Source organism: Microbacterium sp. B35-30, from assembly GCF_010634855.1.
Lineage (GTDB): Bacteria > Actinomycetota > Actinomycetes > Actinomycetales > Microbacteriaceae > Microbacterium.
The window spans coordinates 37,298-54,382 of the sequence record NZ_MWLQ01000027.1; the positions used below are offsets into that span (position 1 = coordinate 37,298).

The 17,085-nt window shown below is 69.7% G+C and carries 15 protein-coding genes; 9 read left to right on the forward strand and 6 right to left on the reverse strand.

The window, feature by feature from the left end:
- The first annotated feature begins 5 nt into the window (after positions 1-5).
- The 9 genes from uvrC (at position 6) to B2K11_RS15360 (ending at position 8,514) form a co-directional block, all read left to right on the forward strand.
- Positions 6-1,934 (forward strand): excinuclease ABC subunit UvrC, encoded by a 1,929-nt coding sequence (gene uvrC, locus B2K11_RS15320; RefSeq protein WP_163619428.1) that lies wholly within the window; start codon positions 6-8, stop codon positions 1,932-1,934.
- A 21-nt stretch (positions 1,935-1,955) separates the two neighbouring features.
- The gene (rapZ, locus tag B2K11_RS15325) at positions 1,956-2,837 is read left to right on the forward strand and encodes an RNase adapter RapZ (RefSeq protein WP_163619430.1); all 882 of its coding nucleotides are present in this window, start codon (positions 1,956-1,958) and stop codon (positions 2,835-2,837) included.
- Between the two features lie 67 nt (positions 2,838-2,904).
- On the forward strand, positions 2,905-3,882 hold the full coding sequence (gene whiA / locus B2K11_RS15330; protein WP_163619432.1) for a DNA-binding protein WhiA: 978 nt from the start codon (positions 2,905-2,907) through the stop codon (positions 3,880-3,882).
- Positions 3,883-4,024: 142 nt separating this feature from the next.
- Positions 4,025-4,651: a Fe-Mn family superoxide dismutase gene (locus tag B2K11_RS15335; protein WP_163619433.1), complete on the forward strand. Its 627-nt coding sequence runs from the start codon at positions 4,025-4,027 to the stop codon at positions 4,649-4,651.
- 103 nt (positions 4,652-4,754) lie between these two features.
- Positions 4,755-5,765 carry a type I glyceraldehyde-3-phosphate dehydrogenase gene (gap, locus tag B2K11_RS15340; RefSeq protein WP_163619434.1) on the forward strand — a complete coding sequence of 337 codons (1,011 nt, stop codon included), beginning with the start codon at positions 4,755-4,757 and terminating at the stop codon, positions 5,763-5,765.
- A gap of 10 nt (positions 5,766-5,775) precedes the next feature.
- Positions 5,776-6,990: a phosphoglycerate kinase gene (locus tag B2K11_RS15345; protein WP_163619436.1), complete on the forward strand. Its 1,215-nt coding sequence runs from the start codon at positions 5,776-5,778 to the stop codon at positions 6,988-6,990.
- Positions 6,981-7,802 (forward strand): triose-phosphate isomerase, encoded by an 822-nt coding sequence (tpiA, locus tag B2K11_RS15350; RefSeq protein WP_163619438.1) that lies wholly within the window; start codon positions 6,981-6,983, stop codon positions 7,800-7,802. Before B2K11_RS15345 ends, tpiA begins: the two co-directional genes overlap by 10 nt.
- A 107-nt stretch (positions 7,803-7,909) precedes the next feature.
- Positions 7,910-8,158 (forward strand): preprotein translocase subunit SecG, encoded by a 249-nt coding sequence (gene secG / locus B2K11_RS15355; protein ID WP_163619440.1) that lies wholly within the window; start codon positions 7,910-7,912, stop codon positions 8,156-8,158.
- On the forward strand, positions 8,158-8,514 hold the full coding sequence (locus tag B2K11_RS15360) for an RNA polymerase-binding protein RbpA (protein ID WP_163619442.1): 357 nt from the start codon (positions 8,158-8,160) through the stop codon (positions 8,512-8,514). The genes secG and B2K11_RS15360 overlap by 1 nt, the downstream gene beginning before the upstream one ends.
- A gap of 78 nt (positions 8,515-8,592) precedes the next feature.
- On the opposite strand, the gene pgl is transcribed toward B2K11_RS15360, so the two are convergent.
- Genes pgl through tkt form a run of 6 tightly spaced genes read right to left on the reverse strand, consistent with a single transcriptional unit; the run spans position 8,593 to position 16,792 of the window.
- Positions 8,593-9,372, reverse strand: coding sequence for a 6-phosphogluconolactonase (pgl, locus tag B2K11_RS15365; protein WP_163619444.1), 780 nt, complete (start codon positions 9,370-9,372; stop codon positions 8,593-8,595).
- A 36-nt stretch (positions 9,373-9,408) separates the two neighbouring features.
- Positions 9,409-10,365: a glucose-6-phosphate dehydrogenase assembly protein OpcA gene (locus B2K11_RS15370; RefSeq protein WP_163619446.1), complete on the reverse strand. Its 957-nt coding sequence runs from the start codon at positions 10,363-10,365 to the stop codon at positions 9,409-9,411.
- A complete protein-coding gene (zwf, locus tag B2K11_RS15375) occupies positions 10,362-11,912 on the reverse strand; it encodes a glucose-6-phosphate dehydrogenase (RefSeq protein ID WP_163619448.1) in 1,551 nt (516 codons plus the stop codon). Before zwf ends, B2K11_RS15370 begins: the two co-directional genes overlap by 4 nt.
- Positions 11,913-11,927: 15 nt before the next feature.
- The gene (locus tag B2K11_RS15380; RefSeq protein WP_163619450.1) at positions 11,928-13,550 is read right to left on the reverse strand and encodes a glucose-6-phosphate isomerase; all 1,623 of its coding nucleotides are present in this window, start codon (positions 13,548-13,550) and stop codon (positions 11,928-11,930) included.
- The gene (gene tal, locus B2K11_RS15385) at positions 13,547-14,668 is read right to left on the reverse strand and encodes a transaldolase (protein ID WP_163619452.1); all 1,122 of its coding nucleotides are present in this window, start codon (positions 14,666-14,668) and stop codon (positions 13,547-13,549) included. Before tal ends, B2K11_RS15380 begins: the two co-directional genes overlap by 4 nt.
- A gap of 18 nt (positions 14,669-14,686) precedes the next feature.
- On the reverse strand, positions 14,687-16,792 hold the full coding sequence (gene tkt, locus B2K11_RS15390) for a transketolase (protein WP_163619454.1): 2,106 nt from the start codon (positions 16,790-16,792) through the stop codon (positions 14,687-14,689).
- Between the last annotated feature and the right edge of the window lie 293 nt (positions 16,793-17,085).

The window sequence follows — 17,085 nt, forward strand, 5'->3', positions numbered from 1 at the left end:
GCGGCATGGCGCGTTCCGCTCCCACGGTCCCGTACAAGCCGAATCCGGGCGAGATCCCCACCAATCCCGGGGTCTACCGGTTCCGCGATCGTGACGGGCGCGTGCTGTACGTCGGCAAGGCGAAGAACCTCCGCGCCCGCCTGTCGAACTATTTCGCTCCGCTGCACACGCTCCACGAGCGCACCCGCCGCATGGTGACGACCGCGGCATCGGTGGAGTGGACCGTCGTCGCGACCGACGTCGACTCGCTGCAACTCGAGTACCAGTGGATCAAGGAGTTCGATCCGCCGTTCAACGTCCGCTACAAGGACGACAAGTCCTACCCGTTCATGGCGATCACGCTCGCGGACGAGGCGCCGCGGGTGATCGTGACCCGCAACCGCCGCATCCCCGGCGCGAAGTACTTCGGTCCGTACCCGAAAGTGTGGGCGGTGCACGACACGATCGACCTGATGATCAAGGTCTTCCCGATCCGCACCTGCAGCGACGCGTCGTACAAGAAGGCCATGGCCACAGGCCGCCCGTGCTTTCCGGGCCAGATCGGGCGCTGCGGAGGGCCCTGCTCGATGAAGGTGACGATCGAGGAGCACCGCGCGATCGTCGACGACTTCATCGCCTTCATGTCGGGTGGCGATCAGCGCTTCACGAAACAGCTGACGGCGCGCATGCGCGAGGCCGCGGCGGCGATGGACTACGAGGCAGCCGCGGTGTACCGCGACCGCCTGCACTCGATCGACGCGGTGCTGAACAAGAGCGCGCTCGTGCTCGCACCTGACACCGACGCCGACCTGTTCGGCATCGCCGAGGACGAGCTCGCCGCCACGGTGCAGCATTTCGTGATCCGCGGCGGCCGCGTGCGCGGTGTGCGCGCCACGACGATCGAGAAGGAGATCGACATCTCCGACGGCGATCTCGTCGATCAGGTGATCCAGCGCACGTACGGCAACGCCGCGGGCGCCGACATCCCGAAGCAGGTGCTGGTGCCGTCGATGCCGGAGGACGCGGCTGACCTCGAGGAGTGGCTGCGTACCCGGCGAGGCAAGAGCGTGACGATCCAGGTCGCGCAGAGGGGCCGCAAGGCCGACCTCATGCGCACCGCCACCCTCAACGCCCAGCAGGCGCTGATGCTCCACAAGACGCGGCGCACCAGCGACTACGTCGCCCGCAGCCAGGCGCTCACCGACCTCCAGGAGGCGCTCGACCTCGCCGAGGCGCCCTTGCGCATCGAGTGCTTCGACGTGTCGCACCTGAGCGGCACCAACGTCGTGGCGTCGATGGTCGTCTTCGAGGACGGACTGCCCCGCAAGGACCAGTACCGCTCGTTCGGCGTGCCCGAGACCACCGACGACACCGACTCGCTCTACCAGGTGCTCACGCGCCGGCTCGCGTATCTCGACCGCCCGGAGGAGAACGAGACGGCGGCCGTGCCCGACGTGACCTCCGACGAGACCGTCGTCACCGAGCGGCGGCGTCCGCGCTTCGCCTACCGCCCGCAGTTGCTGGTGGTCGACGGCGGCAAGCCCCAGGTCGAGGCGGCAGCCCGGGCGCTCCGCGACGCCGGCCACGAGGAGATCGCCCTGTGCGGCATCGCCAAGCGGCTGGAGGAGGTCTGGCTGCCGGGCGAGGAGTACCCGGTCATCCTGCCCCGCACCTCGGAGGCCCTGTACCTGCTGCAGCGCCTGCGCGACGAGGCGCATCGCTTCGCGATCACCCACCAGCGCAAGCGGCGGCGCCGCGACATCCAGAGCGTGCTGGCCGAGATTCCGGGCCTCGGCGAAGCCCGCATCAAAGCGCTGCTGCGGCACTTCGGTTCGGTCGCGGCGCTGCGCAAGGCGACTCCCGAAGAGATCGCGGAGCTGCCTGGCGTCGGGCCGAAGCTCGCGGCGGCGATTCACGCCCATCTGACGGAGCCGGCTCCTGTCACCAGTGGGTAGGCTTGCCCGACGGGGGTGGTCATGGGCGAGGCGACGCGTCACGACGTCGGAGAAATGCTGATCGTCACGGGGATGTCGGGGGCAGGGCGATCGACCGCGGCGAACTCGCTGGAGGACCTCGACTGGTACGTGGTCGACAATCTGCCGCCGCAGATGCTCAAGCCGCTGCTCGACCTGACGGAGCTTGCCGGGGGAGTGCTGCCCCGGGTCGCCGTCGTGGTCGACGTGCGCGGGCGCGACCTGTTCTCCGATCTTCCCGCTGCGATGCGGGCGCTCCGCGACCGCCGGCAGATCCGGGTCATGTTCCTCGATGCCTCGGACGAGGTGCTCGTCCGCCGGTTCGAAGCGGTGCGGCGCCCTCACCCGCTGCAAGGCGGCGGGACCATCCTCGACGGCATCCGTCGCGAGCGTGCGCGCCTCGCCGCCGTCCGCGAGGGCGCCGACATCATCATCGACACGTCGTCGTACAACATCCACCAGCTGGCGACGAAGGTCGCCGACCTGTTCACCGAGGAAGGGTCGGCGCGGCACACGCTCACGCTGCAGAGCTTCGGCTTCAAGTACGGCCTGCCCCCGGACGCCGATCTCGTGGCCGACATGCGGTTCCTGCCGAACCCGTTCTGGGACGAGAAGCTGCGGCCGTTCACGGGCGAGGACGCGGAGGTGCGGGACTACGTGCTCGCACAGGAGGGGGCCGCCGACTTCCTCGACGCGTACAGCGCGGCACTGCGACCCGTGCTCGAGGGGTACCAGCGCGAGAACAAGAGCCATTCGGTCGTCGCCGTCGGATGCACCGGTGGCAAACATCGGTCGGTGGTGATGGTGCGCGAGCTCGCTGAGCGCCTCGCGGCGGTGCCCGGCGTGGCCGTTCGTGTCACGCATCGCGATCTCGGGCGGGAGTGATGCGGCCACCGGCCGGACCGGCCGGTAGGGTGGAGGGTCGTTCCCGAAAGACCCGCGAAGGAGTCCCGTGTCGCTGACCGCTGACGTGAAGGCCGAGCTGATCACCGTGCGAGACCCGCGCCCCACCGCGCGGGTCGCCGAGCTCACGTCGCTGCTGCGATTCTCGGGAGGCCTGCACTCGATCGCGAACCGCGTCGCGGTCGAGGCCGAACTGGACTCCGACATCCTGGCCAGGCGCACCGCCCGCGACCTCGTCGAGCTGTACGGCGTGCGGCCCGAGCTCGTGCACGTCCAGGGCTCGGGTGCCCGCACCGGCAGCCACTACGCCGTGCGCGTCATCGAAGGCGGCGAGACGCTCGCCCGCCAGACCGGCCTGCTCGACCAGCGGCGGCGACCCGTCCGCGGGCTTCCCAACAAGCTCACCACCGGCTCGCGCGGGGATCTCGCCGCGATCTGGCGGGGCGCATTCCTCGCCGCCGGCACGCTCACCGACCCGGGCCGCTCCGCCGCCCTGGAGATCACCTGCCCGTCGTCCGAGGCCGCGATGGCGCTCGTGGGCGCGGCCCACCGCCTCGGCATCGCAGGCAAGGCCCGCGAGGTGCGCGGCATCCCGCGGGTCGTCGTGCGCGAGGGAGAGGCGATCCGTGCCGCCCTCGCCGCGATGGGCGCGATGCGCGCCGCGGCCGACTGGGACCAGATGCGTCAGCGCCGCGAGGTGCGGGCGGGCGTCAACCGGCTCGTGAACTTCGACGACGCCAACCTTCGTCGCTCGGCGCAGGCCGCCGTGGCCGCCTGCGCGCGCGTCGAGCGCGCCCTCGCCATCCTCGGCGACGAGGTGCCGGAGCACCTCCGCCAGGCCGGCGATCTGCGCCTCGCGCATCGCGACGCGAGCCTGGACGAGCTGGGACACCACGCTGACCCGCCGCTGACGAAGGATGCCGTGGCCGGCCGCATCCGCCGGCTCCTCGCGATGGCCGACAAGAAGGCCGAGATCGAGGGCCTGCCCGGCACGGAGTCGGCCGTGCCCGCCGGCATCGAGGACTGATACCGCGCGATCCGCGGGGACCGTGTTCCACACGTCACAGTGGGAAGCAACCCCGTCGCCCAGGCGTTGCCGCTCAGTAGGATGATTCCGTCACCCTCGCAGCGCCGGGGACTTCGGCGCGCGCCGACAGGAAGAAGAGAACATGGCGAAGTACACCTTGCCCGACCTCCCTTACGACTACGCCGCCCTCGACCCGCACATCAGCGGCAAGATCATGGAGCTGCACCACAGCAAGCACCACCAGGCGTACGTCACCGGCGCGAACACCGCGCTGGAGCAGCTGGCCGAGGCGCGTGAGTCCGGCAACCTGGCGAACGTGAACAAGCTCGAGAAGGACCTCGCGTTCAACCTCGGCGGGCACGTCAACCACTCGATCTTCTGGACCAACCTGTCGCCCGAGGGCGGCGGAGAGCCCGAGGGCGAGCTGCGCGCCGCGATCGACGAGTTCTTCGGCGGCTTCGACAAGTTCCAGGCGCACTTCACCGCCGCCGCGACCGGCATCCAGGGCTCCGGCTGGGCCGTCCTCAGCTGGGACCCGATCGGCGAGCAGCTCATCATCCAGCAGCTGTTCGACCAGCAGAGCAACACCGCGCAGGGCACGATCCCGGTGTTCCAGCTCGACATGTGGGAGCACGCCTTCTACCTGGACTACCTCAACGTCAAGGCTGACTACGTCAAGGCTGTCTGGAACATCGCGAACTGGCAGAACGTGGCCCAGCGTCTCGACGCCGCCCGTCAGAAGACCTCGGGCCTGCTGGTACTGTCCTAATAGGCGCGGCCGTCCCGGCGGGACTGCCCGCCGGGACGCCGTTGTCCTCGTTCGCATCGCACCAACCGCGCACTCGCGCACGACACATCTCAGGAGAAACTCCGTGACTGTCAAGATCGGCATCAACGGCTTCGGCCGCATCGGACGCAACTACCTCCGCGCGGCTCTCGCGCAGGGTGCGGACCTCGAAATCGTGGCGGTGAACGACCTCACCGACAACAAGACGCTCGCCCACCTGCTGAAGTACGACTCGGTCGGCGGCCCGCTGAGCGAGTCCGTCTCGTACGACGGCGACTCGATCACCGTCGGCGGCAAGGCCATCAAGGTCTTCGAAGAGCGCGACCCCGCGAACCTGCCCTGGGGCGAGCTCGGCGTCGACATCGTCATCGAGTCGACGGGACGCTTCACCAAGGCCGACGACGCCAAGAAGCACATCGCCGGCGGCGCCAAGAAGGTCCTCATCTCCGCTCCTGCGACCGGCGACGACGTCACCATCGTCATGGGCGTCAACGAGGGCGAGTACGACCCCGAGAACCACGTGATCATCTCGAACGCGTCGTGCACCACGAACTGCCTCGCGCCCCTGGCGAAGGTCTTCAACGACGCGTTCGGCATCGAGCGCGGCTTCATGATGACCGCTCACGCGTACACGGCCGACCAGAACCTGCAGGACGGACCCCACAGCGATCTGCGCCGTGCCCGCGCCGCCGCGATCAACATCGTGCCCGCGTCGACCGGTGCGGCCAAGGCCATCGGCCACGTGCTGCCCGAGCTGAACGGCAAGCTGAGCGGCTCCTCCTACCGCGTGCCGGTGCCGACGGGCTCGATCGTCGACCTGACGATCGTCACGCCGACCGAGGGTCTCACGGTCGAGCAGGTCAACGAGGCGTACAAGGCGGCTGCCGCCGAGGGCCGCCTCGCCGGGTACCTCGAGTACACCGAGGACCCGATCGTCTCCAGCGACATCCAGCTGAACCCGCACTCGTCGATCTTCGACTCGGAGCTGACGAACGTCAGCGGCAACCTGGTCAAGGTGTCGGCCTGGTACGACAACGAGTGGGGCTACTCCAACCGTCTCGTCGACCTCACCGAGTACGTGGCCGAGCGCCTCTAAGCGATCTCCCATGGCTCTGCGCACCCTCGATTCGCTGGGTTCGCTCGCAGGCAAGCGCGTCATCGTCCGCTGTGACCTCAACGTTCCCCTCAAGGACGCGGTCATTGCGGACGATGGCCGTGTGCGGGCATCCCTTCCCACGCTCAACGCCCTGATCAACCAGGGCGCACGGCTCGTCGTCTGCTCGCACCTCGGCCGCCCCGAGGGTGCGCCGGACGCGAAGTACAGCCTCGCCCCGGTCGCACAGCGGCTGGCGGAGCTGCTCGGCAAGCCCGTCGCGTTCGCCCGCGACACCGTCGGCGAGTCCGCCCACGAGGCCGTCGCGGCGCTCGAGGACGGCGACGTCGCGGTCATCGAGAACCTCCGGTTCAACCCGGGTGAGACCGCGAAGGACGAGGGGGAGCGCCGCGCCTTCGCCGAACAGCTCGCCGGCCTCGGTGACGCACTCGTCTCGGACGGCTTCGGCGTGGTCCACCGCAAGCAGGCCTCGGTGTACGACCTCGCCGAGATCCTGCCGTCCGCGGCCGGTCTGCTGATCGCCACCGAGCTCGACGTCCTCGATCGCCTCACCGAGAATCCCGAGCGGCCCTACACGGTCGTCCTCGGCGGCTCGAAGGTCAGCGACAAGCTGGGCGTCATCTCGCATCTGCTTCCCCGCGTGGACCGGCTGCTCATCGGCGGCGGAATGCTCTTCACGTTCCTCGCCGCCCAGGGGCACAAGGTCGGCTCGAGTCTGCTCGAGGCCGACCAGCTCGACACCGTGCGCGAGTACATGCGCCGCGCCGAGGAGTCGGGAGTGGAGCTCGTGCTGCCGACCGACGTCGTGGTGGCCTCGAAATTCGGCGCCGACGCGGAGCATGTGGTGACGCGCGCCGATCAGATCGAAGAGACGCCGTTCGGGGCATCCGGTCTGGGACTCGACATCGGCCCCGACACTGCGGCGCGCTTCGCGGACCTCGTCCGCGGGTCGAAGACGGTCTTCTGGAACGGCCCGATGGGCGTCTTCGAGCTCGCGCCGTTCGCGGCAGGCACCAAGGCTGTCGCGCAGGCGCTCACCGAGGTCGACGGCCTTTCGGTCGTCGGCGGGGGAGACTCCGCCGCGGCGGTCCGCCAGCTCGGGTTCACCGACGACGCCTTCGGTCACATCTCGACCGGCGGCGGCGCCAGCCTCGAGTTCCTCGAGGGCAAGAAGCTCCCCGGACTGGAGGTCCTCGGATGGCAGTAGACAGCGCTGGTTCAACGACTGCTGCGCAGACCAGGCGCACCCCGCTCATCGCCGGCAACTGGAAGATGAACCTCGACCATCTGCAGGCGGTCGCGTTCGTCCAGAAGCTGCATTGGACACTCAAGGATGCGAAGCACGAGGATGGCTCGGTCGAGGTGGCGGTCTTCCCGCCGTTCACCGACATCCGCACCGTGCAGACCCTCCTCGACGCCGACAAGATCCCGTTCGCCCTGGGCGCGCAGGACATTTCGTCGCACGACTCCGGCGCCTACACGGGCGAGGTCTCCGGCGCCTTCCTCGCGAAGCTCGACAACCGCTACGTGATCATCGGCCACTCCGAGCGCCGCGAGTACCACCACGAGGGCGACGACCTCGTCGCCGCAAAGGTGCAGGCAGCGCTGAAGCACGGGCTGGTCCCCGTGATCTGCGTGGGCGAGACGGCGGACGACCTCGAGAAGCACGGCGCCAGCGCCGTGCCGGTGGGCCAGCTCCAGATCGCACTCGAAGGCGTGAAGCCGGATGCCGACATCGTGGTGGCCTACGAGCCCGTGTGGGCGATCGGCTCCGGCCAGGCCGCGACGCCCGAGCAGGCGCAGGAGGTCTGTGCGAAGCTCCGCGAGGTCATCGCCGAGAAGCTCGGACCGGATGCCGCGGCCCGCACCCGCGTGCTCTACGGCGGGTCGGTGAAGGCCGCGAACATCGCGAGCTTCATGCGCGAGCCCGATGTGGACGGTGCGCTGGTGGGCGGCGCGAGCCTCGTCGTCGACGAGTTCGCGGCGATCATCCGCTACCAGAAGCACGTCGGCGTCTGACGCCGTTGCCGGCCGGCGGCGGGGGATTCCTCACCGCCGGCCGGCGTACACGTATACTTGACCCTTGTGCGACCGGCGCCCGATCGCAGCGAAAGGCTTCAACGACTGTGCAGATCCTCGAGTTCGTCCTGCAGGTGCTCCTCGGCATCACGAGTCTCCTGCTGACCCTCCTCATCCTGCTCCACAAGGGCCGCGGTGGCGGCCTCTCCGACATGTTCGGCGGCGGCATGACGTCCGCTCTCGGCTCGTCGGGCCTGGCAGAGCGCAACCTCAACCGCTTCACCGTGGTGCTCTCGCTGGTGTGGTTCGCATCCATCGTGGCGCTCGGCCTGATCACGAAGTTCCAGGCCATCTGATGGCTACCGGAGGCAACGCGATCCGCGGCACCCGTGTCGGTGCCGGTCCGATGGGCGAGCAGGATCATGGCTACCACGCCGAGCGCGTGGCGATCTCGTACTGGGACGCCCTGGGCAACGAGACGGTCCGCTACTTCGCGGCGGGCATCCCCGAAGAGGAGATCCCCGAGACGATCGACTCGCCGCACTCCGGCCTGCCGGCCGGCCGCGACAAGGAGAATCCTCCCGCTGTCGCCAAGACCGAGCCGTACAAGACCCACCTCGCGTACGTGAAGGAGCGCCGCACCGAAGAGGAAGCCGAGACGCTCCTCGACGACGCGCTGCAGCAGCTGCGCGACAGGCGCGGTCAGGGCTGACGAGCAGGGCTGACGAGCCCAGACAGACAGATGAGAAGAGCGGATGCCGAGGCATCCGCTCTTCTTCGTCTGCGGGTATCAGTACTCGCGGTCGATGAGCTCCGGCGGCACCTGGGAGGCGGCGGCCTGGTCGACGAAGAACGTCGTGCGCTTGCGGCCCTTCGCGCCGGCGGCGGGGACGCTCGCGTAGCTGGCACCGGCCAGGGCGAGTCCGAGCGCAGCCGCCTTGTCGGTGCCTGACAGCACGAGCCACACCCGCTTGGAGCTGTTGATGACGGGACGGGTCATCGTGATCCGCTCCGGCGGAGGCTTGGGGGAGTCGCGCACCGCGACCACCGAGCGATCCGTGATCTGGATCTCGGCGCGGTCGGGAAACAGCGACGCGATGTGTCCATCCGGACCGACTCCGAGAAAGCAGACGTCGAACGAGGGCCACGCGCCTTCGGCGCCGGGGAAGCGGGCGAGCTCCTCGGCGTATGCGGTGGCGGCGGCATCCAGATCCACGCCGTCATCGGTGCTGAGCATGGCGTGGATGTTCTCCGCCGGGATGTCCAGACCGTCCAGGAACGCTTCACGCGCCTGGCGGTCGTTGCGCTTGGCGTCGGCGCGGGGGACGAAACGCTCGTCGCTCCACCAGAAGTGGACGCGCGACCAGTCGATGCGGGCCGCACGCGGGTTGCGTCCTGCTGCGGCGAGCACGGCCGCACCCATCACCCCGCCCGTCAGGGAGATGTGAGCGAGCTTGCCCTCGTCGACGCGCTTGGCGACCCGGCTCAGGAAGCGCGGAACGACGGAATCGACGAGCGCAGCGGGATCGGAACTGATGATGACACGTTTCTCGGCCCAGCCCTCAGGCATCCGTCTTCGTCCTGTCCGTCACCCGCGCACCGTCCATCAGGCCTGCGTCCCCTTCGTCGCCGGAGGGTTGAGCAGCTGCCAGCCCTCGGTGATCACTCGACCATACAGGACGTCCGGATCGAGCCGACGGAGCTCCTCGGCGAGGCACTCGCGCAGTGTCCGGCGCGGGAACGCCAGGTCGTGCGTGGGCTGCCCCGGCTGAGTGAGGATCGCCACACCGGGCGTCGGGCGCTCCAGGAGCACCTCGCCGCTCGGGCGCACCAGCGCGACGGACTTGATGCCGTGCGGCCACTCCTCGGCGTCGAGATACGCCCAGTCGACAGGAACGTCGAGGGTGAGGCGCAGCCAGGCCGCGAGGAGCGCGGTCGAGGGCGAGTCTGCCGCGCCACGCACCCGCACGCCGACGACCGGCTCGTACGGCGGCTGGTCCAGGATCGCGGCCAGCTGCTCGCGCCAGCGCGTCAACCGCGTCCACGCGAGGTCGGTGTCGCCGGGGGCGTACTGCTCGCCGAGGTCCGCGACCCAGGCCGACGGGTCGGACTTGGTCGCAGCATCCGTGATCCGGCGCTGCGCGATCCGTCCGATGGAGGTCTTCGAGATGTTGTCGGGTGTGCGGTTCGGCCACCAGACCACGACGGGTGCGTCGGGGAGCAGGAGCCCCGTCACCAGGCTCTCGAGGTTCGAGTGACCGGCGTCGCCATAGGCCCGCAGCATCACGACCTCGCTGGCGCCGGCGTCGCCGCCGACGCGGATCTGCGCGTCCAGGCGCGGCTCCGCGTCGTAGCCGTCGGGGATCAGCAGCACGATGACCCGCATCGGGTGCTCGCGCGACGCGTCGTTCGCCGCCTCGATGACCTCTTCGACAGCGCCCTCACGGGTGAGGATGACGAGGGTCAGCACGCGGCCGAGCGCGACCGCGCCGCCCTCCTCGCGCACGTTGACGAGCGCACGCGAGATCTTGCTGACAGTGGTGTCGGGAAGATCGACGATCACGGCCGCCTCCAGGTTCGTCCGTCGCGGGCGAGCATCTCGTCCGCGGATTCCGGGCCCCACGACCCGGGTGAGTACTGTTCGAGCGGGCCACCCTGGGCCTCCCAGAACTGTTCGATCGGATCGAGGATCTTCCAGGACAGCTCGACCTCTTCGTGCCGCGGGAACAGCGGCGGGTCGCCGAGCAGCACGTCGAGGATGAGGCGCTCGTAGGCTTCGGGGCTCGCCTCGGTGAACGCGTGCCCGTAGCCGAAGTCCATCGTGACGTCGCGCACCTGGGCACCGGCACCGGGCACCTTCGAGCCGAAGCGGATCGTGACGCCCTCGTCGGGCTGCACACGGATCACCAGGGCGTTCTGCCCCTGACCCGACGTCTGGCTGCGCGAGAACAGCAGCTCGGGCGCGCGCTTGAAGACCACAGCGATCTCGGTGACGCGGCGGCCGAGGCGCTTGCCGGTGCGAAGGTAGAACGGCACGCCCGCCCAGCGACGGGTGTTCACCTCGAGGGTGACGGCGGCGTACGTCTCGGTCGTCGAGCGAGGGTTCATGCCGTCCTCCTCGAGGAAGCCGAGCACCTTCTCGCCGCCCTGCCAGCCGCCCGCGTACTGACCGCGCGCGGTCGAGCGCGCGAGGTCCTCCGGCAGAGTGACGGCGGCGAGCACCTTCTCCTTCTCGGCGCGGAGGTCCTTCGCGTCGAACGAGATGGGCTCCTCCATCGCCGTCAGCGCCATCAGCTGCAGCAGGTGGTTCTGGATCACGTCGCGCGCAGCGCCGACGCCGTCGTAGTAGCCGGCACGGCCGCCCACGCCGATGTCTTCGGCCATCGTGATCTGCACGTGGTCGACGTAGTTGCGGTTCCAGATCGGCTCGTACAGCTCGTTGGCGAAGCGCAGGGCCAGGATGTTCTGGACCGTCTCCTTGCCGAGGTAGTGGTCGATGCGGAAGATCGAATCCGTCGGGAACGCCGAGCGGAGCACGTCGTTCAGCGCCCGTGCCGACTCCTGGTCGTGCCCGAACGGCTTCTCGATCACGACACGCCGCCAGCGGTCCGGCTGGTCGGCGGTGTCGTCGACGAGGCCCGACGACTTCAGCTGCTCGGCCACCAGCGGGAACGCCTTGGGCGGGATCGAGAGGTAGAACGCGTGGTTGCCCATCGTGCCGCGCTCGGTGTCGAGCCGGTTGACGGTCTCTTTCAGGCGTCGGAACGCGTCAGGGTCGTCGAACTCGCCCGACACGAAGCGGATGCCCTGGAGCAGCTGCTGCCATGTCTCGTCGCGGAACTCGGTGCGCGCATGCTGGCGCACCGCGTCGTAGACGACCTGGGCGAAGTCCTGATCCGCCCAATCGCGGCGCGCGAAGCCGACGAGCGCGAACCCGGGAGGCAGCAGACCGCGGTTGGCGAGGTCGTAGACGGCGGGCATGAGCTTCTTGCGGGAGAGGTCTCCCGTGACGCCGAAGATGACGAGCGCGCTCGGACCGGCGATGCGGTTGAGGCGACGGTCTTCGGGGTCGCGCAACGGGTTGTGCCCGCGCGAGATCTCGACGGTCATGTGGGGCTCGAACTCCTACTGGGCCGCTTCGAAGAGCGAGAGCACTTCGATCTGGGGATCGGTGAGGGTCAGGGTCACGACGGGTCGGCCGTGGCCATCGGCGAGAACGGCCGCATCTCCTGCGGCCTGCGCCTGGATGAGCTGGCCGAACGTGAACGGCCGGCCAGGGATCTCGAGGTCGACGTCCGACTGCTCGAGGATCTGCAGGAAGACGCCGTTCGCGGGGCCGCCCTTGTGGTACTGCCCGGTCGAGTGCAGGAACCGCGGTCCCCAGCCGAACGTCGTGGGACGACCGGAGTCGGCGGCGACCAGTTCGCGCAGGCCTGCGAGCTGCGACAGCTCGAGCCGGTTGACGTAGGCGTGGATCGCGACATAGCCGTCCTCGGGCAGTCGTGCCCACAGCGCGTCGAGCACGCCGGCGACGGTTCCGGATGCCGCGAGTGCCGGTTCCGACACGCGCACCTCGACGCCTTCCACGGCGAACGCGGGGGCGGTGGGTGCGGGGCGCGCGTCGAGGAGGCCGCGCGCAGCGACCTTGGCGGACTCGACATCGGGCTGATCGAAGGGATTGATGCCCAGCATCCGTCCCGCGATCGCCGTGGCGTACTCCCAGACCACCAGCTGCGCGCCGAGCGAGCCGCTGACGAGCAGCTCGCCCTCGTGGTGCTCGAACAGGTGGAACTGCTTCGCCTCGTCGACGAACCGGACGATCTGCAGGTCGGCGGGCTTCGTGTCGACCTCGGGTGAGACCGGCAGCAGGACGACGGGCAGGATGCCGGTGCCCTCCTTGCCGGTCGACTCGGCGACGAGCTGCTCGATCCAGTCCGGCAGACCCACGATGTGCGTGCCGTCGGTGACGAGACCCAGCTTGTCCCTGCGGGGCTGGCCGCCGGCGATCGCGGCCGCGAGCACGAGCGCGGGGTTGTCGGGGCTGTCGATGGACACCTCGAGCAGCGTCGCCTCCGCCTCGTCGAGGAGCTCGGAGATGTCGGCGCCCGCGAGACCCGACGGCACCAGCCCGAAGGCGGTCAGGGCCGAGTAGCGGCCGCCGACCGTCGGGTCGGCGTTGAAGACGGTGTAGCCGTCCGCGCGGGCGTCCTGGTCCAGCGGCGAGCCCGGGTCGGTCACGACGATGATCCGCTCGGCGGGGTCGATGCCGAGGTCGCGGAAGGCGGCCTCGAAGGCGCGCTTGGCGGAATCGGTCTCGACCGTCGATCCCGACTTCGACGAGACGACCAGCGCGGTGCGGGTGAGGTCGCCGGCCTGGGAGTCGCCGTCGATCGCGGCCAGCACTTGGCCGGGAGCCGTGGAGTCCAGGATCACCAGCGGCACACCGGAGGTCTGCGCGATGACCTCGGGAGCGAGCGACGAACCGCCCATGCCCGCGAGCACGATCCGCGTGACGTTCCGCGCGCGCAGCCGCTCGCGGAGAGCCAGGATCTCCGGCACGAGCGGGCGGGCGACGCTGACGGCCTCGACCCAGCCGAGGCGACGCGACGCCTCGTCCTCGGCCGCGGAACCCCACAGCGACGCGTCGCCGCCGGTGATGCCCGACGCCACGAGGCTCGCGACGAGCTCGGGCAGCGTGGCCTCGACGACGGACTTGACGTGTCCGCTCAGATGGATGTCGAAGCTCATCGGGTGGCCTGGAGCGCGTCCTCGAGCGCCGTCTTCACGGTGCCCTGCAGGTCGTGCCAGGAGGCGATGAACTTGTCGACCCCTTCGTCTTCGAGCACCTGGGTCACGTCCGCGAAGTCCACGCCGACCGCGGCGAGGCGGTCGAAGACCTCGTGCGCGGCCGCGTAGGTGCCGGTGACCGCGTCCCCGGCGATCTGGCCGTGGTCGAAGGTCGCCTCGAGCGTCTTCTCGGGCATGGTGTTGACGGTGCCGCGGGCGACGAGCTCGGTCACGTAGAGGGTGTCGGGCAGCGAGGGGTCCTTGACGCCGGTCGAGGCCCAGAGCGGCCGCTGGACGTGGGCGCCGGCATCCGTCAGCGCCTTCGCGCGGTCGGTGGCGAACTCCTGCTCGAACAGCTCGTACGCGAGGCGGGCGTTCGCCACGCCGGCGAGCGACTTGAGCGCCGTGGCCTCCTCGGTGCCGACGGCGACGAGCCGCTTGTCGACCTCGGTGTCCACGCGCGAGACGAAGAACGACGCCACCGAGTGGATCTTCGAGATGTCGTGGCCGTTCGCCTGGGCCTGCTCGAGCCCCGACAGGTAGGCGTCGATGACCTCGGAGTAGCGCTCCAGGCTGAAGATCAGCGTGACATTGACCGAGATGCCCTCGGCCAGCACCGCGGTGATGGCCGGCAGTCCGGCCTTCGTCGCGGGGATCTTGATGTGCACGTTGGGGCGGTCGACCTTCGCCCACAGCTCCTTGGCCTGCGCGATCGTCGCGTCGGTGTCGTGGGCCAGGTCGGGGGAGACCTCGATCGACACGCGACCGTCGATGCCGTCGGTCGCGTCGTAGACCGGGCGGAAGATGTCCGCCGCGTCGCGCACGTCGTCGGTGGTCGCGGCGAAGATCGCATCGTCGACCGACGCGCCGGCCGCGGCGAGCTCCGAGATCTGCGCGGCGTACGCGTGGCCGCCGCCGCCGATGGCGCCCTGGAAGATCGTCGGGTTCGTCGTGACGCCGCTGACGTTGCGCGTCGAGATGAGCTCGGTCAGATTGCCCGACGTGATGCGCTCGCGCGACAGGTCGTCGAGCCAGATGCTCACGCCCTCGGCGACCAGCTTCTCAGTGGGGGTGCTCATGCTGCCTTCTCCTCGTGCTTACTCTGCCGACGAAGCGGCCGCGATGGTGGCGCGGGCGGCTTCGACGACGGCGTCGGCGGTGATGCCGAACTTCTGGAACAGGGTCTTGTAATCGGCCGACGCACCGAAGTGGTCGATCGCGACGGAGCGGCCGGCGTCGCCGACGATGCCGCGCCAGGTGAGCGCCGAGCCGGCCTCGACCGACACGCGCGCCTTCACCGCGGTGGGGAGGACCTTCTCGCGGTAGGCGGCATCCTGCTCGTCGAACCACTCCAGCGACGGCGCCGACACCACGCGGGCGTTCACGCCCTCGGCGGCCAGCGTCTCGCGGGCGGAGACCGCCAGCTGCACCTCGGAGCCCGTCGCGATGAGGATGACGTCGGGCGTGCCGCCCGGCGCCTCGGCGAGGACGTACGCGCCCTTCGCGACGCCGTCCGTCGACGCGAAGACGTCACCGTCAGCCTCGGCCGTGCCCCGCTCGAACACCGGGATGTTCTGACGGGTGAGCGCGATGCCCACAGGTCCCCCCTGCCGACGCACGATCTCGAGCCATGCGGCCGAGGTTTCGTTCGCATCGGCCGGGCGCACGACGGTGAAGTTCGGGATGGCGCGCAGCGTGGCGAGCTGCTCGACCGGCTGGTGGGTGGGCCCGTCCTCGCCGAGCGCGACCGAGTCGTGCGTCCACACGAAGATCGACGGGATGTCCATCAGCGCGGCGAGTCGCACCGAGGGGCGCATGTAGTCGCTGAAGATCAGGAACGTGCCGCCGAACGGGCGGGTCGGGCCGTGCAGCTTGATGCCGTTGACGATCGCGCCCATCGCGTGCTCGCGGATGCCGAAGTGCAGCACGCGGCCGTAAGGGTCGCCCGACCACTCGTGGGTCGACCACTCGGCCGGAATGAACGACTTCGCGTCCTTGATCGTCGTGAGGTTCGACTCGGCGAGGTCGGCGGAGCCGCCCCACAGCTCCGGCAGCTCGGCGGCGAGGGCGTTGATCACGATGCCCGACGCGGCGCGCGTGGAGACGTCCTTGCCGGCCTCGAACGAGGGGAGAGCGGATGCCACATCATCGGGCAGGTCGCCGGCCTCGAGGCGGTCGAACAGCGCCTTGCGCTCGGGGTTCGCCGCCGCCCAGGCGTCGAACGACTCCTGCCAGACCGCGCGCTCGTCGGCGGCGCGGTCCTTCAGCGAGCGGGTGTGAGCCAGGATGTCGTCGGCGACGACGAAGGACTGCTCGGGGTCGAAGCCGAGCACCTTCTTCGTCGCGGCGAGCTCGTCGCCGCCCAGCGCAGAGCCGTGGATCTTGCCGGTGTTCTGCTTGCCGGGCGACGGCCAGCCGATGATGGTGCGGAGGATGATGAGCGACGGCTTGGCCGTCTCGCCCTGCGCCGCCTCGAGCGCGGCGAACAGCTCGGCGACATCCTCGACGTACTCGCCCGACTTCTTCCAGTCGACGACCTGCACCTGCCAGCCGTAGGCCTCGTAGCGCTTCGCGACGTCCTCGGTGAAGGCGACGTTGGTGTCGTCCTCGATCGAGATCTGGTTCGAGTCGTAGATCGCGATGAGGTTGCCGAGAGCCTGGTGACCGGCGAGCGACGAGGCCTCGGAGGTGATGCCCTCCTGCAGGTCGCCGTCGCCGGCGATCACGTAGATGTGGTGGTCGAAGGGCGACGTGCCGGCGGCGGCGTCCGGATCGAACAGGCCGCGCTCGTAGCGGGCGGCGTACGCGAAGCCGACGGCCGACGCCAGGCCCTGGCCGAGCGGGCCGGTCGTGATCTCGACGCCCTTGGTGTGCCCGTACTCCGGGTGGCCGGGCGTGAGCGAGCCCCAGGTGCGCAGCGCCTTCAGGTCGTCGAGCTCGAGCCCGAACCCGCCCAGGTAGAGCTGCACGTACTGGGTGAGCGAGGAGTGCCCGGCCGACAGGATGAACCGGTCGCGACCGACCCAGTGGGTGTCGGCGGGATCGTGCCGCAGCACGCGCTGGTAGAGCAGGTACGCCGCCGGCGCCAGGCTCATCGCGGTGCCGGGGTGGCCGTTGCCGACCTTCTCCACGGCGTCCGCAGCCAGGACGCGGGCAGTGTCCACCGCGCGCCGATCGATCTCATCCCAACGCAGTTCCGACACCGGGCCGCCTTTCTCGAGGAGGTGCGCCCAGAATGTGGCCGGATCGCGGCCCTTGTCCGGATGGAGAAGGGGGAATCGGCGACGGGCGCGCGTGTTTCTCAGCATAGCGAAGGGGTGGGCCACCGAGGCCATGCGAGATCTGTATGTGACGCAGTCTTGCGAAGGCCCCGACGCCGTCGATGACATCCCGGTGTCGCGGGGGTCACGTTCTGCTCACCACGGGCGGCGTGGCGATGTGATGCACCGGGGGAGCGGCGGAGGCGGCCCCGGCGCAGGGCGCGACACGCCGATGC

Excerpts from the sequence above, each read along its gene's own strand:
- B2K11_RS15335 (WP_163619433.1), top strand. The coding sequence starts at position 4,025 with ATGGCGAAGTACACCTTGCCCGACCTCCCTTACGACTACGCCGCCCTC.
- B2K11_RS15345 (WP_163619436.1), top strand. The coding sequence starts at position 5,776 with ATGGCTCTGCGCACCCTCGATTCGCTGGGTTCGCTCGCAGGCAAGCGC.
- tal (WP_163619452.1), bottom strand. The coding sequence starts at position 14,668 with ATGAGCACCCCCACTGAGAAGCTGGTCGCCGAGGGCGTGAGCATCTGG.
- rapZ (WP_163619430.1), top strand. The coding sequence starts at position 1,956 with ATGGGCGAGGCGACGCGTCACGACGTCGGAGAAATGCTGATCGTCACG.
- pgl (WP_163619444.1), bottom strand. The coding sequence starts at position 9,372 with ATGCCTGAGGGCTGGGCCGAGAAACGTGTCATCATCAGTTCCGATCCC.
- B2K11_RS15360 (WP_163619442.1), top strand. The coding sequence starts at position 8,158 with ATGGCTACCGGAGGCAACGCGATCCGCGGCACCCGTGTCGGTGCCGGT.
- tpiA (WP_163619438.1), top strand. The coding sequence starts at position 6,981 with ATGGCAGTAGACAGCGCTGGTTCAACGACTGCTGCGCAGACCAGGCGC.
- zwf (WP_163619448.1), bottom strand. The coding sequence starts at position 11,912 with ATGACCGTCGAGATCTCGCGCGGGCACAACCCGTTGCGCGACCCCGAA.
- uvrC (WP_163619428.1), top strand. The coding sequence starts at position 6 with ATGGCGCGTTCCGCTCCCACGGTCCCGTACAAGCCGAATCCGGGCGAG.
- B2K11_RS15380 (WP_163619450.1), bottom strand. The coding sequence starts at position 13,550 with ATGAGCTTCGACATCCATCTGAGCGGACACGTCAAGTCCGTCGTCGAG.